The sequence below is a fragment of the Ruegeria sp. HKCCA4008 genome (genome assembly GCF_013033125.1).
Taxonomy (GTDB): Bacteria; Pseudomonadota; Alphaproteobacteria; order Rhodobacterales; family Rhodobacteraceae; genus Ruegeria.
Genome location: NZ_WQDM01000010.1, coordinates 76,406 through 92,390 on the forward strand (window position 1 = coordinate 76,406; position 15,985 = coordinate 92,390).

13 protein-coding genes are annotated in these 15,985 nt (G+C 56.6%); all 13 read left to right on the plus strand.

Annotated elements, in window-relative coordinates:
- Positions 1-24 precede the first annotated feature (24 nt).
- Positions 25-1,032 (plus strand): carbohydrate ABC transporter permease, encoded by a 1,008-nt coding sequence (locus tag GOW60_RS18430; RefSeq protein WP_171230421.1) that lies wholly within the window; start codon positions 25-27, stop codon positions 1,030-1,032.
- A gap of 3 nt (positions 1,033-1,035) precedes the next feature.
- The gene (locus GOW60_RS18435; RefSeq protein WP_171230422.1) at positions 1,036-2,184 is read left to right on the plus strand and encodes a carbohydrate ABC transporter permease; all 1,149 of its coding nucleotides are present in this window, start codon (positions 1,036-1,038) and stop codon (positions 2,182-2,184) included.
- A 9-nt stretch (positions 2,185-2,193) separates the two neighbouring features.
- Complete coding sequence (locus GOW60_RS18440; protein WP_171230423.1) at positions 2,194-3,849, plus strand: alpha-glucosidase; 1,656 nt, start codon at positions 2,194-2,196, stop codon at positions 3,847-3,849.
- Between the two features lie 3 nt (positions 3,850-3,852).
- Positions 3,853-4,935, plus strand: a complete 1,083-nt coding sequence (locus tag GOW60_RS18445; RefSeq protein ID WP_171230424.1) for an ABC transporter ATP-binding protein — start codon at positions 3,853-3,855, stop codon at positions 4,933-4,935.
- 71 nt (positions 4,936-5,006) lie between these two features.
- The gene (locus tag GOW60_RS18450; protein WP_171230425.1) at positions 5,007-5,756 is read left to right on the plus strand and encodes a sugar phosphate isomerase/epimerase; all 750 of its coding nucleotides are present in this window, start codon (positions 5,007-5,009) and stop codon (positions 5,754-5,756) included.
- Positions 5,756-6,802: a LacI family DNA-binding transcriptional regulator gene (locus GOW60_RS18455; RefSeq protein WP_171230426.1), complete on the plus strand. Its 1,047-nt coding sequence runs from the start codon at positions 5,756-5,758 to the stop codon at positions 6,800-6,802. The genes GOW60_RS18450 and GOW60_RS18455 overlap by 1 nt, the downstream gene beginning before the upstream one ends.
- Positions 6,803-6,824: 22 nt before the next feature.
- Positions 6,825-7,574: a basic amino acid ABC transporter substrate-binding protein gene (locus GOW60_RS18460; protein WP_171119251.1), complete on the plus strand. Its 750-nt coding sequence runs from the start codon at positions 6,825-6,827 to the stop codon at positions 7,572-7,574.
- Positions 7,575-7,638: 64 nt separating this feature from the next.
- Positions 7,639-9,285, plus strand: a complete 1,647-nt coding sequence (locus GOW60_RS18465; RefSeq protein WP_171230427.1) for an amino acid ABC transporter permease — start codon at positions 7,639-7,641, stop codon at positions 9,283-9,285.
- A complete protein-coding gene (locus GOW60_RS18470) occupies positions 9,282-11,246 on the plus strand; it encodes a beta-galactosidase (protein WP_171230428.1) in 1,965 nt (654 codons plus the stop codon). The genes GOW60_RS18465 and GOW60_RS18470 overlap by 4 nt, the downstream gene beginning before the upstream one ends.
- Positions 11,247-11,394: 148 nt before the next feature.
- On the plus strand, positions 11,395-12,519 hold the full coding sequence (locus tag GOW60_RS18475) for an extracellular solute-binding protein (RefSeq protein ID WP_171230429.1): 1,125 nt from the start codon (positions 11,395-11,397) through the stop codon (positions 12,517-12,519).
- Between the two features lie 116 nt (positions 12,520-12,635).
- Positions 12,636-13,748 (plus strand): ABC transporter ATP-binding protein, encoded by a 1,113-nt coding sequence (locus GOW60_RS18480; RefSeq protein ID WP_171230430.1) that lies wholly within the window; start codon positions 12,636-12,638, stop codon positions 13,746-13,748.
- A 12-nt stretch (positions 13,749-13,760) separates the two neighbouring features.
- On the plus strand, positions 13,761-14,681 hold the full coding sequence (locus GOW60_RS18485; protein ID WP_171119259.1) for an ABC transporter permease: 921 nt from the start codon (positions 13,761-13,763) through the stop codon (positions 14,679-14,681).
- Complete coding sequence (locus GOW60_RS18490; protein WP_171230431.1) at positions 14,678-15,949, plus strand: ABC transporter permease; 1,272 nt, start codon at positions 14,678-14,680, stop codon at positions 15,947-15,949. Before GOW60_RS18485 ends, GOW60_RS18490 begins: the two co-directional genes overlap by 4 nt.
- Positions 15,950-15,985: the final 36 nt, after the last annotated feature.

Genomic DNA, 15,985 nt, shown 5'->3' on the forward strand with positions numbered 1-15,985 from the left:
GTTTGCCGAACGGATGGGCGTATCATGACACCCGTACTACAAGGCCTGCTGACGATCGCCATCGGCGTGTCGGGTTGCGTGGGCTACTTCTATCTTTCCAACCAGTTTTTGGACAAAGTCCTGTTTCCGCCGCGCGGGCCAAATGCGGGCCGAAACATCAACCGCGCGAACTTGATCCGCCCGTGGTTGTTTCTGTTCCCGGCGCTTGCTGCATTGGGGCTGTATCTGGCGTATCCGGTGGTTGAAACCTTGCGCCTTTCGCTTACGGAACGCGTGCCCGGTGGCGGATACCGCTGGGTTGGCCTGGACAACTATTCCCAAATGGCGGCCGAGCCGAAGTTTTGGGAAGCCATGCGCAACAACATGTTCTGGCTGATCGTCGTGCCGGCCATGTCAACGGCTTTTGGTCTTCTCGTGGCGCAACTGACCGACCGCATCCGCTGGGGAAACTTTGCCAAATCCCTGATTTTCATGCCGATGGCCATTTCATTTGTTGGTGCGTCGGTGATCTGGAAACTGGTTTATGATGCGCGACCAGCTGAACAGGACCAGATAGGCATCCTGAACGCGCTGTACATCTTCTTCGGCGGCACCGAACCCAACACGTGGTTAACAATCCCTTTCTGGAACAGTTTCTTTCTTATGGTTGTCCTGATCTGGATACAGACGGGTTTCGCGATGGTCATCCTGTCGGCGGCCTTGCGCGGTATTCCCGAAGAAACCATCGAGGCGGCCATTTTGGATGGGGCCAATCCCTTTCAGATCTTCTTCAAGATCAAGGTGCCGCAGATCAAAACCACGATCCTTGTTGTTTGGACGACGATCACGATCACCGTTCTCAAAGTGTTTGACATCGTCTTTGCCATGACCAACGGCCAGTGGGAGACACAGGTGCTGGCAAACTACATGTACGACAAGCTTTTCCGCGCCAATGACTGGGGCGTCGGATCCGCCTCGGCCATGGTGATCATGTTGCTTGTTACGCCGATCCTCGTCTGGAACGTGCGCAACGCGCGCAAGGAGATGGAGTAAGCCATGAGCGATATCGCCGGAACCAAACCCGCGCTCAGATGGGTGGTGCATCTGTCAGTCATCTTCCTGGTGGCTCTTTGGGTCATTCCTACGCTTGGCTTGCTGATTTCGTCCTTTCGGACGGCAGATCAGATTTCGTCCAGCGGCTGGTGGCGGTCGCTGTTTCCCTCTGAACAAAACCTGACGCTTCGCAGTGCCGCGCCCGAGACGCAGGTGCTGGAAAACGGAGTGTATGTCATTCAGGGGGCGTTGTTCGGCGAAGATGAGCAAGCAACGATTTCCAGATGGGGGATCAGTTCGCGCGAGGTTGATGCATTTGAACCGGGCCAAACAGCCGAGCTGCGCCGAGGTGGTACGATCACGGTGGATGCGGCGGGCAACTATCGGATGGAAAACACCGAGGAGTTCGCCGGGAAACGTGGCGCGCGTATCTTCGTAACAGCCGAATTGCCACCCGAGTTCACCTTGGAAAACTACCGAAAGGTTCTTCTGGATCAAAGCAGTACGGACAGCATGGCCAAGGCGTTCTTCAACACGCTTACGGTGACCATCCCTGCAACAATCATCCCGATCCTGGTTGCTGCCTTTGCGGCTTATGCGCTGGCATGGATGGAGTTTCCCGGGCGCGCCCTGCTGATCGCGGCCGTTGTTGGCCTTTTGGTCGTTCCGCTTCAATTGGCCTTGATCCCGTTGCTGAAATTTCACCTCAATATCGGGATCGGCAAAGGCTATCTGGGAGTCTGGCTTGCGCATACAGGGTTTGGGATGCCACTGGCGATTTACCTGCTGCGCAACTACATGGCCGGATTGCCGCGTGATCTGATCGAAAACGCCCGCGTCGACGGCGCCACCGAGTTTCAGATCTTTACCAAACTGATCCTGCCACTCAGCTTCCCGGCGCTGGCGTCTTTCGCGATCTTCCAGTTCCTGTGGACATGGAATGACCTGCTTGTTGCCAAGGTTTTCCTGATCGACGCGACCGGCCAGACAACCGTAATGACGAACCGCATCGTCGAGCTGCTGGGTACACGTGGCGGCAACTGGGAAATCCTTGCGACCGCTGCATTTGTCTCGATCTTCGTGCCGCTGGTCGTCTTCTTCGCAATGCAAAAATACCTGGTCCGGGGCCTGTTGGCCGGATCTGTCAAATAGAGGCGTCTGATGAACGTGCAGAACAACCTTGAACAATGCAAAGCAACGAAACTGCCTTCGGATTGGTGGCGCGGTGGTGTGATCTATCAGATCTACCCACGCAGTTTTCAGGACAGCAACGGGGATGGAATCGGTGATCTGAAAGGCATCACTGCGCGACTGGATTACATCGCCTCGCTGGGCGTTGATGCAATCTGGATCTCGCCGTTTTTCAAATCGCCGATGAAGGATTTTGGTTACGACGTCAGCGATTACCGCGATGTCGACCCCATGTTCGGGTCGCTGGCGGATTTCAAAGAGCTTTTGGATCAGGCCCATGCGAAGGGTCTGAGGATCATGATTGATCTGGTCCTGTCGCATACATCCGATCAGCACCCTTGGTTCATCGAAAGCCGTAGCAATCGGGAAAACCCGAAATCCGATTGGTATGTTTGGGCGGATCCCAAACCGGATGGCACGCCACCGAACAACTGGCTTTCGATCTTCGGCGGCTCGGCCTGGCAATGGGATGCCCGACGGCTGCAATATTTTCTGCACAACTTCCTGACATCGCAGCCGGATCTGAATTTCCACTGCCCGGATGTTCAGGATGCGTTGCTGGACGTGGCGCGGTTCTGGCTTGATCTGGGGGTGGATGGCTTTCGGCTGGATACCATCAATTTCTATTTCCACGACAAGGCGCTGCGCGACAATCCTGCGCTGCCTATGGATCAACGCAACGCCACGATCGCACCGGCCGTGAACCCCTACAACCATCAGGACCACCTGTTTTCGAAAAGCCAGCCCGAGAACATCGCCTTCCTCGAAAGACTGCGGGCCTTGACGGACGAATATGAAGGCCGGGCTTGTCTGGGCGAGGTCGGAGATGCGCAGCGTGGGCTAGAGATCATGGGCGAATACACATCCGGGGATAAGCGGATGCACATGTGTTATGCCTTCGAGTTCCTGGAAAAACGTGCATTGACCGCCACTTACACAAAGCACGTTTTTGACCAGCTGGAAGCGAAGGCAGGTGACGCATGGCCATGTTGGGCATTTTCCAACCACGACGTGCAGCGTCACGTCTCGCGCTGGAATCTGGATGACGCCGCGGCCCGCCAGCACGCGGTTCTCATGATGTGCCTGCGCGGCTCTGCCTGCCTCTATCAGGGCGAGGAGCTGGGCCTGCACGAAGCGGATGTGCCGTTCGAGAAACTGCAAGACCCCTATGGCATCGAGTTCTGGCCCGAATACAAGGGCCGCGACGGCTGCCGCACACCGATGGTTTGGGCAGCACAAGATGAACAATCGGGTTTCAGCACCGCAGAACCCTGGCTGCCGGTAAGCGCACAGCAGGCCGGGCAGGCGGTGGACCGATTGGAAGCGGATCCAGGCTCGATGTTGAACCACTACCGTCGCGCCATTGCCTTGCGGCATGCGCATCCTGCTTTGGCAACGGGGGCGCAGACCGGCATGACGGAAACGGGTTCGATTCTGTCTTTTGTGCGTGAGGATTCTCATGAGCAGATATTCTGCGCGTTCAATCTGGGCACGGATTCTGCCGCGTTGAAGCTGCCCGAAGGCAGTTGGCAGGTCATGGGTCAGGACCTGGGCGGTGTCGAAGGAAGCGGCAACGTTGTCTTGAACGCGGCGCAGTTCATCCTGATGCACAGGAAAAAGGGATAAAGCATGTCTGAACTCAACCTTACGGATGTCGCCAAGTCCTATGGCCCTGTCGATGTTTTGAAGAACATCAACCTCGACATCGAACAAGGCGAATTGATCGTTTTTGTCGGTCCTTCCGGATGCGGCAAGTCCACCCTGCTGCGGATGATTGCCGGGTTGGAGAAGATTACAGGCGGCACGCTGGAAATCGAAGGGCAGGTCATGAACGATGTTCCGCCTGCACAGCGGGGCATCGCGATGGTGTTTCAAAGCTATGCCTTGTATCCCCACATGACCGTTCGCGAGAATATGGCTTTTGCCCTGAAAATCGCGAAGATGCCCACGGCCGAGATTGATGCTGCCGTGGACCGTGCCGCTCAAATCCTTCAGCTGGAACCATTCCTGGACCGCCTGCCAAAAGCTCTTTCCGGGGGGCAGCGTCAACGGGTTGCCATCGGGCGCGCGATCGTACGTGACCCAAAGGTGTATCTGTTCGACGAACCCCTCTCGAACCTCGACGCGGCACTTCGGGTGGCCACTCGGATCGAGATCGCGCGTCTGAAAGAGGCCATGCCTGACAGCACCATGATCTACGTGACCCACGATCAGGTCGAGGCGATGACACTGGCTAGTCGGATCGTGGTATTGGCCAACAAGGGCATCGCGCAGGTCGGGACACCGCTTGAACTGTATGAGGCGCCTGACAACGAGTTTGTTGCGCAGTTCATCGGCTCGCCTTCCATGAACCTGCTGTCCGGCACAATCACCGGAACCGGCGAAATGACCACCGTCGAACTGTCATCAGGCGGGATTGCAAGATCCGCGGTTCCAACCGAAGACAGTGACCTGGGGAAAAAGGTCAATATCGGGGTGCGTCCCGAAGACTTGGCCATGACGGAAGACTCCGCGATTCTGTCCGGCAAGGTGGATTTCACCGAAGCCCTGGGCGAAGTCACGCTGCTGTATTTTGAGAAAACCGATGGTGCGGATGCAGTCATTGCAAAGCTGCCGGGAGTTCAGCGAAACCTGCGTGGCCAGACGGTCTCGGTCACGGCCGCACCGGACAAAGTGCATCTGTTCCACAATGGATTGTCCATGCGTAAATAGCAGCGAAACGCAGTTCTTGACAGAATTGCGTTTTGTGTTTCACCATGATTGAAACGTTTCAATGGTGAAAAATGCGGGTATCGGCGCAGCTTTACACGGTTCGGCAATGCGGTGACCTCTCGGACCAACTGAAGTTGGTTTCTGCTTGCGGGTTTTCGGATATCGAAACCACCGGTCTGCATGACATGACACCGCAAGAGATGGCGTGCATCGTCCATCAATCAGGTCTTAACCTTCGTTCTGCACATTTCGATTGGGAGGAGTTCCACGAGCGTTTCGATGACATCGTTGAAGTACTTCACCTTTTGGAATGCCAGGTGGCGGTCATGCCTTGGCTGGCGCCACAGGCGCGGCCCGGCACTGTCGAGGGATGGAAGGCGGTGTCGGGCCAGTTGTCCGATTGGGCAGATCGACTAGGAGATCACGGCATCAGCCTGGCCTATCACAACCACGATTTTGATCTGTTCGGGGCGCCGGGAAAAACGCCTCTTGAACAGATTCTGGCGCAAGAAAACATCTATTGGCAACCTGATATCGGTTGGATCGTCGCGGCTGGTCAGGACGCGGCTGACCTGCTGGCGCGCCATGCGGATCGCATCCTGTCTGTTCATGCAAAGGACGTGGACCCGCAGGGCGGATCAGGCGACAGGCGCTGGCGCAATCCGGGTGAGGGTGTTGTCGATTGGGACGCCACGATACGAGCCCTTTCAACCACCAAGTGCACCGACCTTTTCGTCGAGCATGATGAAACCGCCGATCACAGGCGTACCTTGCAAACAGGCCGGTTGTTTTTGACTGAACGGCTTGGGGGTATCGGCTGATGGCGCGGGCAACGATCAAATCGATCGCCCGTATGACCGGCTATTCAGTCGGCACGGTTTCAAACGCACTGCGCGGCGCTTCTTCGGTAAAACGGGAAACGCGGGAGGAGATCCAAAAGGCGGCGTCCGAGCTTGGGTATCGGGTCAATCTGGACGGCCTGAAACTGCGCACCAATAAATCTTACAGGATTGCGGTATTGGTCGGCGTTTCGGGCAGTGCCGCTGAAGAATGGGAGGGTGTGGAGTTTACCCGGATTCTGGCCGGAGTATCCGACGCGGTTCAAGGGTCACGCTATGAGTTGAGCGTCTTCAGTGTACGAGATGTTGAAGCCGCATTGCAGACCCTACATTCCATCGTGCAGGAAGGGTTGGCAGACGGCGTGATCTTTTCCGGAACTCGCGTGAATGACCCGCGTATCGCCTATCTGCAAGATAAAGGTTTTCCGTTTGTCACATACGGGATGAGTGACAGTGCCCAACCACATCCTTACGTGGATCTCGACAGTCAGGCTGCTGCTTTTGATGCAACGGCTCGGCTGCTGGCATTGGGGCACAGGCGGATAGCGCTTATCAACCCGCCGGATGACCTGATCTATGCCCGTCAACGTCGCCAGGGATATTCAGATGCTCTGACAGCAGGTAGCATGGAACTTGACCCGGCCCTTGTTCTTCCCGGCCCGACCACGGCGAAGACCGGGCAAAGGGCCTTTGCGGCGCTCATGCGAATGCACAACCGGCCAAGCGCCATCATTTGCGCGAACGAGGCGATGACCCTTGGCGCCTTGTCCGCTGCGGCCGACATGGGCGTTCAGGTCGGCAGGGATGTCGTTGTTATTTCAAACGACGATCTGAAGCTTAGCCAGTATTTCATACCCCCGCCCAGCACCTACTATTTGCCGATAGGCGAGACCAGCCGCATGCTGGGGGAATTCATGCTTAAAGCACTGGACGGCGTTGATCCGTCGGAAACGCAAAAAAAGATCAGGGCCACATTGATCGAGCGGCAACCTGACACCCCGGCGCCGGGCATGGCGCAGACCAACTGAGCCAACAGAGGAGAAACCGAAAATGTTCAAAAACCTATTTGCCGTTGCAACGCTTGCAATGCTGACAGCGCCGGCGGCTTTTGCCGCCGATCTGGAAGGTCGCGTTCTCAAGATCGGAACGGATGCAACCTATCCCCCGATGGAAACCGTCGACGAAACAACCGGTGAAATCGTAGGCTTTGATGTCGATGTGATGAATGCAATCTGTGAAAAGATCAATTGCGTTCCGAATTTCGTAAACACCGCTTGGGACGGCATCTTTGCGGCGCTTCAACAGGGTGAGTTCGACCTGGTCATCTCGGGCGTATCGATCACGCCCGAACGTGAAGAAACTATGGACTTTTCCGAACCGTACATCGTTGTCAGCCAGGCCATTTTGCTGCAAGTCGACAACGCGGATATGACGCTTGAGGATTTCAAAGCCGGTGGCCAGAAACTGGCGGCACAAACAGCGACGACCAACGCCCAACTGGCGGAAGAGCTTGTAGGGCGCGAGAATGTCAGCCTCTACGACAACTTCTCGGCGGCTATTCTGGCGCTTCAAAACGCAGACGTGCAAGGGGTGATCATCGATGGCACCTCTGCCGCGGCCTACGAGCAGGAGTTTGCCGGAGAACTGACCGTGGGCATCACTGGCCTGCAATCGGATCCATTGGGTATTGTGTTTCAGGAAGGTGACCCGACGGTGGATGCAATCAATGCCGGTCTCGCCGCCATTCAGGAAGACGGCACGCTGGACGCGCTGAAGGCCAAATACTGGGGCACAAACTGATCCTTCAAGCCCTTCTGGGCCCGGCGGCTGAGGCTGCCGGGCCATGTTTCAGCGGAGAAATTCCATGTCGCGTCTCAGCACGATCCGCCCGAGCAATCTTGTATTGCTCGCAGCCGCCCCTTTCATCATCTATCTGTTCGCCACATCCTCGAAATATCTGCGATCTCTGATCGCAATTCTGGGGATCGGCAACAATGCAGGGCCGATTTTCGTCGGCTTTCTGCTGATCGTCTCGGTTGCAATCCTTGGATATCTCTGCGCCCGGTATGCACGTTTTACCAATCACGCCCTAGGTTGGTTGCGCATTTCGGCCTTAGCGGCGCTGCCCGCGTCAATTGCTCTTTTGGTCATAAGCTTTGTATCTCCAGAGCTTTTGATGCCCTTCGCGGAATCCGTTTTCTTTCATGCGCTCAGCGAGAACACATCAACCCTGATCGACCGGTCCAGTCAGACGTGGGTGTTGTATCCCGAAGTCGTGACCCAGGTTCAAACAGGGCTGCAAGTTCTTCTGGCCGCATACACGGCCGTTGTCGGCTTGAGCCTGCTGTCCGCGGGGTTGCAACCCCCTTGGCGCGGGCGCGTTCTTTTGGGGCTGGAATGCCTTACAGGTGCGGTTTTGTTCTATCTGATGTTCATGGCCCACTGGCAGTTCGCGACGGGCGTTGCCATTACGTTCCGCGCAGCCATCTTCGCCTATATCTTCTCGGCCATTCTGGGCCTGATCTGGGTGGGGCTGCAATCGTTCAAACCACGGGCGCGCACCACGATTCTGTATGGTTCCATCAGCCTGTCATTGCTTGCGATTTCAGCCTTTTTCTTCATGCAGCCGCAGGTCAGTTACGTTCTGGTCGGAAGCACCGAAGGGCGCATCGCTATCGTGCGCGGCACGCCGCAGGCGCAGGCTGACATCATCCGGTTTGGAGAGTTCGACGGTGCCGGCGACCAACAATACCGCATACGCAGCGCCACTGATGCGGCGGCCGCCCTGGAGCAGATTGAAACCGTCGACAGCGTTTCCGGAGCGTTTGTTCCCGTGGACGTTCATTCACAAGGCTATCCAGTTCTGTGGCAGACCAGTTTCTTGCCTGACAAATACCGGAATCCCGCTCTGGCTTTTGCTGTTTTCGGCTTTCTGCTGCTGACGCTGACCATTGGCGGCGCACAGCACAAGCTGCATCCCTTGGCGGTCGGGGCCGAATTTTTCGTGGACACGATACGCGGCATTCCGATGTTGGTGATCATTCTTTACATCGGTCTGCCCTTGGCGGGCGCGGTCAAGGATGCCACGGGGGGCGGCATTGATATGACCAACATGACACGCGGGATCATCGCGATTTCGGTCGGGTATTCAGCCTATATGGCCGAAATATTCCGATCTGGGATCGAGGCCATCCCGAAAGGGCAGCTGGAAGCAGGCAGTTCGCTGGGCTTGTCGCGCTGGCAGACGGCGCGGCTGATCGTTCTGCCACAAGCCCTGCGGATCGTCACCCCGCCATTGGGCAACGAATTTATCGCGATGATCAAGGATACCTCGTTGCTGTCCATTCTGTCCGTCCGCGACATGACCCAAAGGATGCGAGAGTTTCAGGCAGCAAGCTTTCTGCCCTTTGCGCCGTTCAATACGGCAGCAATTCTGTACGTGGTACTCACCCTCTGTTGCGCAAGCTTCCTGAAATGGATCGAACGGCGCACGGCAAAGGACAACCGATGAGCAAACTGGAGCTTGGGGTTTGCTACTACCCCGAACAATGGGACCCGTCCCAGTGGCGCAGTGACGCCGCGCGGATGGCCGAGATGGGTTTGGATTGGGTTCGGATCGCCGAGTTCACCTGGGGTCTGATTGAACCGGAACGCGGCCGGTTTCACTGGGACTGGTTGGATGACGTCATCGAGATTCTGGGGCGGGCTGGCCTGCGGGTCATGATGTCGACTCCAACGGCTGCGCCACCCAAATGGCTGATTGATGAGCATCCCGAAATTCTGCCGGTTGGCCCGGACGGCCGGGTCAGGGGCTATGGTTCCCGCAGACATTATTGTTTTTCCAGTGACGTGTACCTGGCCGAGGCGAAAAGGATCGCCACGGAATATGCCGCCAGGTATGGCCAGAACCCGCATGTCCATGCCTGGCAGATCGACAATGAGTACAATGACCACGACACCGTTCTCAGCTATTCCGATGCTGCACGGGCGGGATTTCGGCGCTGGCTGGCACAACGATACGGCACAATTGACGCACTGAACGAGGCCTGGGGGACCGTGTTCTGGGGGAGCCTCTATTCCGGCTTTGACCAGATTGAACTGCCAAACGGTCTGGTCGCTACACCCAATCCCACCCATGCCCTTGACTTCAGGCGCTATTCCTCGGACCGCGTGCGGTTGTTCAACAAGGCACAGGTGGACGTGCTGCGCGAACATGCGCCGGGTCGAGATATCACGCACAACTTCATGGCCGGCAGTTTTGAATTCGATCACCACGCAGTGGCCGCCGATCTGGATATCGTCGGCTTTGACAGCTACCCGCTGGGTAATCTGATGGGCTCAACCCTGTCAGAGAAGGAAAAACGCCGCTATCTGCGAACCGGTGCGCCTGACTATCAGGGATTTCATTGCGACCTGTATCGCAGTCAGGGGCGGGGGCGGGTATGGGTGTTGGAACAACAGCCGGGGCCGGTGGACTGGGCGGCACAGAACCCTTCCCCAGCCGAAGGGATGGTTCGGCTTTGGACCTGGGCCGCATATGCACACGGCGCGCAAGCTGTGATGTTCTTTCGATGGCGACAGGCAAAATTCGCGCAGGAACAATACCATACAGCCTTGCTGCGCTCGGATGACAGTCTGGATCAAGCCGCGCTCGAACTGGCTCAGATTGCGAAGGATCGCGAAAACCTGCCGTCAACGACGCGGGGAAAAGCCTCGGTGGCGATTATGCTGGATTACGCTTCGATCTGGGCGGCCGATATTATGCCGCATGATGATGACTTCCTCAATTCCCATATCTTCCGCGAATGGTACACTGCCTTGCGCAGTCTGGGTGTGGACATTGATTTTGTGGGTCCCGAGGATGGTTTGCAAGGTTACGCCCTGATCGTGTTGCCGCAAAGCATGATCGTGACCCCGGATCTGGCCGCGAGACTTGATGCTTCAGGCGCAAAGCTTTTGATTGGTGCCCGGTCCGGCAGCAAGACAGCTCAAATGCAGACCCCTTCGAATCTGGCGCCGGGTGCGTTGGCGGATCTGACCGGCGTCCGTGTCGCCCGTGTCGAATCGCTGCCGGATATTGCAAGGGAGTCCGTGCAGTTGCAGAACGGTCAGCTATTTGACTTTGCTGGTTGGCGCGAAATCGTCGAGACAGAGGCAAATGTCCTGGCGCGCTTCAAAAGTGCCTATTGCGACGCCAGCCCAGCGATCGTCCGGTCGGATCGTGCGACATATCTGGCCATGGTCCCCGGCGGTGCGCTCGTGCACGAGATTATGCGCGATGTCTTGGAATGGGCAGGGCTGAAGCCTTTAGACTGCGATCCAGACCTACGCGTAACCCGACTCGGTACGTTGCATTTTGCTTTCAATTTTGGTGACATGCCCAAACCCCTGCCTGGTGGTGGATCACGACGAATTTTGATCGGCTCTGATCCGGTTGGCGCGCGCGATTTTACCGTATGGCAGGTAAACTAACGCTCTGAAATTCAACCGAAACGTGTCAAGGGCAAAAACTGGATATAAGAATTCCATAAACTGTCACTTTTGGACTGACGAACGGGCACAGAAAGTCCTATGAATAAAAAATACAAAAACAAACTCATCCAACAATGGGAGATCACCTATGGCTAAACATTCTTCATTTTCGAGACGCTCTGTGTTGAAAGGCGCAGGTGCCGCGGCACTTGCGGCACCCCTTTACAGCAAGAGCGCTCTGGCGTCGTCGGGCGAAATCAACATTCTGATGTGGTCGGACTACCTGCCGCCCAGCTTCATCGAAGAGTTTGAGACGCTTACTGGAATCAAGGTGAACTATACCGGCATCGGCTCGAACGAAGAGATCATCAACAAGATGAAGGCCACCAAGGGCCAGGGTTTTGATATCGTTTCACCGACCAACAACCGGTCGTTGCAGTGGGAACCGCTTGAGCTGCTCCAGCCCTTCGACATGAACCGGGTTCCGATCGATCTGGTGAACCCTGCCATGGCCAAGATTGGTACTGATGCGTGGAACTTTGGCGATTCAGGTGCGCACTGGCTGCCGCATATTTGGGGTACGGAAGGTATCGCTTACCGTACTGACCTGTGGCTGCCGGATGGTGATGCGCCGTCCTATGGCGACGTGTGGTCGGAAGCGAACGCCGGGAAAACCATGGGCCGCGCGCATTCCATGATGCTGGGTGCCGGCCTTTTTATGGAACGCGCTGGCGAGATGGAGCCGGGTTCGGTCTGGGCGGCATATGGTGATGAAGACACCATGCGTAAGGTTTGGGGCCAGATCACCGATTGGTGCGTTGCACGCAAGGACCGCATCAAATTGATCTGGAACGACGCCGACACACAGAAGAACGGTCTTTTGAACGAAGGCGTTATTGTTGGCCAAACCTGGGACGGCCCACCCCTTGCACTGAAATCCGCAGGCGAGCCAGTACACTATCAGGCGCCTGTCGAAGGTGCGATGGCTTGGGTGGATGGTATGTCCATGCCGACTGGTGCCGCGAATATCGATCAGGTTTACGCTTTCATCGACTTTGCCTATCAGGCCAAGCCGGCCGGTGTTGCCATTGACAGTCACGGCTACAACTCGCCGGTATTGGGCGCCGACCAGTATTCTGGCGACACCTACAAGAAGAACTTTGCCGAGGCCTATCCGGGCGACTCGCTGGCCAATCTCAATCCGTGGCCGGCAGAAGCGCCGTGGTATGCTGAAACCCGGACCGAGTTCGTCAACAAGTTCAAGAGCGCTTAAGCGTTCCGAACCTTCGCTCTCCGCATCCTGCGGGGGGCACCCATCTGCGCGCCGTCCCGGCGTGGCGGACACTAATACTGTGTGGTGACAACACGCACCTCAGGGAGAAACCAAAAATGAGTGCAGGGGTCGGAGTCGATCTGGAAAACCTGTGGATCCGTTTCGGCGACTTCGTCGCTGTGCGCGATGCAAACGTCAACATCAACGGGGGCGATTTCTTTTCTTTCCTCGGGCCATCGGGCTGCGGAAAAACAACCATTCTGAGGGCAGTGTCCGGCTTTCTTGAACCAAGCGAAGGCAACGTCCTGATTGGTGGCAACAATATGCGTGGCATCGGGCCCAACAAGCGTCCGACGGCGCTGATCTTTCAGAACCTCGCATTGTTCCCGCTGATGAAGGTCTGGGAAAACATCACGTTTTCCATGGAAATCAAAGGGGCCAGTGCTGCCGAACGCCGCAGGCGCGCCGATGAGCTTCTGGACATGATTGCGTTACCGGGGCAGGGGGACAAGCTGCCAAGCGAATTGTCAGGCGGTCAACGTCAGCGTGTTGCGATTGCCCGGGCACTCTGCGCTGAGCCAGACGTGTTGTTACTAGACGAGCCCCTTTCGGCACTTGACCTGAAACTGCGCCAGCACATGCGGACCGAGTTGCGTGAAATTCAGCAGCGCGTGGGCATTACCTTCATCTACATCACGCACGACCAGGGCGAAGCGCTGACCATGTCAGACAATATCGCCGTCATGCGTGCCGGTGTGATTGATCAAATCGCCGACGGGAAGACGATTTACAACGATCCCAACACGGCTTTCGCGGCTTCATTCGTCGGCGAAAACAATGTGTTCCGCGGAAAAATCAAGCGGGTGATGGGCAAGGAAGCTTTGATCGCGACCAACCGTTCGGGTGATCTGGTGGCAAGGATTTCGACGGCCAATCAGGGCAAGATGAAAGAAGGTGATGACGCGATGATGTTCATCCGTCCCGAGGCCTTTGCGATTGCCCCCGATGGCGCAACGGGTGATCACTTCGTCACCGCCCGGGTCAATCATGAAGAGTTCGAGGGCAACGTCTTCAACATCTTTACCGAAGGTGAAGGCGGAAAAGAAATCAAAGTCTCGATCCCCAACCATGGGCAATCTTTCGAGGACCACACCGGACAGAACATCACGCTGGAATACGAGACGCATAACGCGGTCATCGTTCCTGCCGGTGAACTGGCAGCGGAATAGGGGGACGATCTCATGCCCCGATTTCTGAAAGAATTCTTCAATCGCAACGGCACCGGTATGGGCTTGGCGATCCTGGGTCTGGTTCTGTTCTGGACCATCGGCCTTATCATCCTGCCGCAGCTGTCGATGCTGGATTTCTCGTTCCGTCCAAATCTCCCGCCTCCAGAGATTGGCGGGCCGAAGGACGTCTATACGCTGGAGAACTACAAGTACCTGATATACGGCCCTGAAGGCGGCAGTCAGGATTACAACACGGTTGACCTGCGGGTGTTCTTCCGCACCCTCGTTGCGGCCGTTTGCGTGACGATTTTCAACCTGATCATCTGCTATCCGATCGCCTACTATCTGGGGCAGTCCGAAGGCAGCCATATCCGCATCTTCGCGATCATGCTGATCATCCCTTACTGGATCAATGAAATCCTGCGCGCCTTTGCCTTGCGGATTATCTTCGGTGAAACCGGTGTTCTGAACACGTTGTTCGTGGGGCTGGGGGTCTGGGATACGCCGTTCGACTTCATCCGGAACGATATCGCGCTCTATGCCGGGCTGGGCTATGCCTATATTCTGCTGATGATCTTCCCAATGTATAACGTCATAGAAAGCTTGGATAAAAATCAGATTGAAGCCGCGCGCGACCTTGGTGCGCCGTGGTGGCGGATACATTGGCGTGTGGTCATTCCTTATGCCAAGCCAGGGATCAGTTCGGGCTGTACGATGGTGTTCATGCTGTCTGCGGGCGCGCTGGCGGCACCGCAGATCCTGGGCGGGCCGTCGTCGCTGTGGTTCACACAGCTGATCTATCAGCAGTTCAACGATAACAACGACTGGCCGCAAGGGGCTGCCTACGCGATCGTCCTGCTGGTGACCTGTATCCTGTTCGTGCTGGCCATGATGCGCCTGTTCAAAGTGAACATGGGGGATATCGGGAAATGAACAATTCCTTTCTCCGCATAAGCATCTGGGTATATCTGGCGATCTTCTTCCTGTATCTGCTGGGACCGCTTGTGATCATGTCGATCACCGCGTTCAACTCGTCCGGCTTCCCGCGGATGAGCCCGTGGGAATGTCTGACCTTCCAGTGGTTTGGTGAGCTGTTTCAGGATCAGCGCATCCTGAACGGTATCAAGAACTCACTGATCATCGGGATCGGCACGGTCATCCTGTCAGTGGCCATGGGTTTGGCGGGTGCACTGATGCTGACCCAGATCTGGCCAAAACTGCGGGCGACTTACTATACGATCATTATCGCTCCGATCCTGATCCCGGGTGTTGTTCTGGGTATCTCTACGCTGGTGTTCTGGGATCGTATCAACCGGATGCTGGGACTGGGGGCGGACAGCTTCCTATCGAATGGCATTTTTCTGACGGTGATCGGCCAATCAACCTTTATCGCCAGCTACTGCATGCTGGTGTTGGTGGCACGCTTGCAGCGCTACGACGTGGCCTTGACCGAGGCTGCGCTGGACCTTGGCGCCAGCCACGCCCAGGCCTTCCGCAAGATCCTGTTGCCGTTCATGCGCCCGGCGATTGCATCGGCAGCGGTGTTGGCGTTCCTCGCATCGTTCGAAAACTACAACACCACCACCTTTACCTTCGGTGAATACCCGACGTTGACGATCGAGCTTGCCCAAAAGGTCCGGTATGGCATCACACCCGCCATCTCGGCGCTGGCCTTCATCATCGTGGCGCTGACAGTGTTCTTCGCCCTGCTGAATGAAGCCAAGCTGAAGCGTCAGGAACTGGTGGCAGCGGCGCGCAAAAACGCGACGGTTGAAGAGCTGGCCGGCAAGATCAAACTGCCCAGTTTCTTTTCCGGCAACATGGCAGCGGTTCTGCTGGTTGTATTTGCTGTCGCAACGATCACAGTTGTCGGCACTGCGGCCACCTACAATCCGGCGCAGTGTATTGCCGATGTCCGCGAGCAGAAGAAGCTGGAAGCGGAACAGCGTATTCAGGAGTTGCGCAAACAGCGTGAAGAACGCCGCAAGCAACGCGAAGCTGAAGAAGCGGAACAGGGCGGTGTTCAAACCACCCCGAAACCGTCGAACAACAGCGGCTTTGGCAATGTCTTTGCACCGAACTCTTTAGGGGGTGACGAAAACGAAGGCGCAGATGGTGGGTCTGACTCCGAAAGCGCTCCGTCCAACAACAGTGGTTTCGGCGGGGTGTTTGACCCCAATAGCCTGCAAAGCGACGAATAGCGGCGCAGCTTCGTAACCTCGGCACCCGCCCGGACT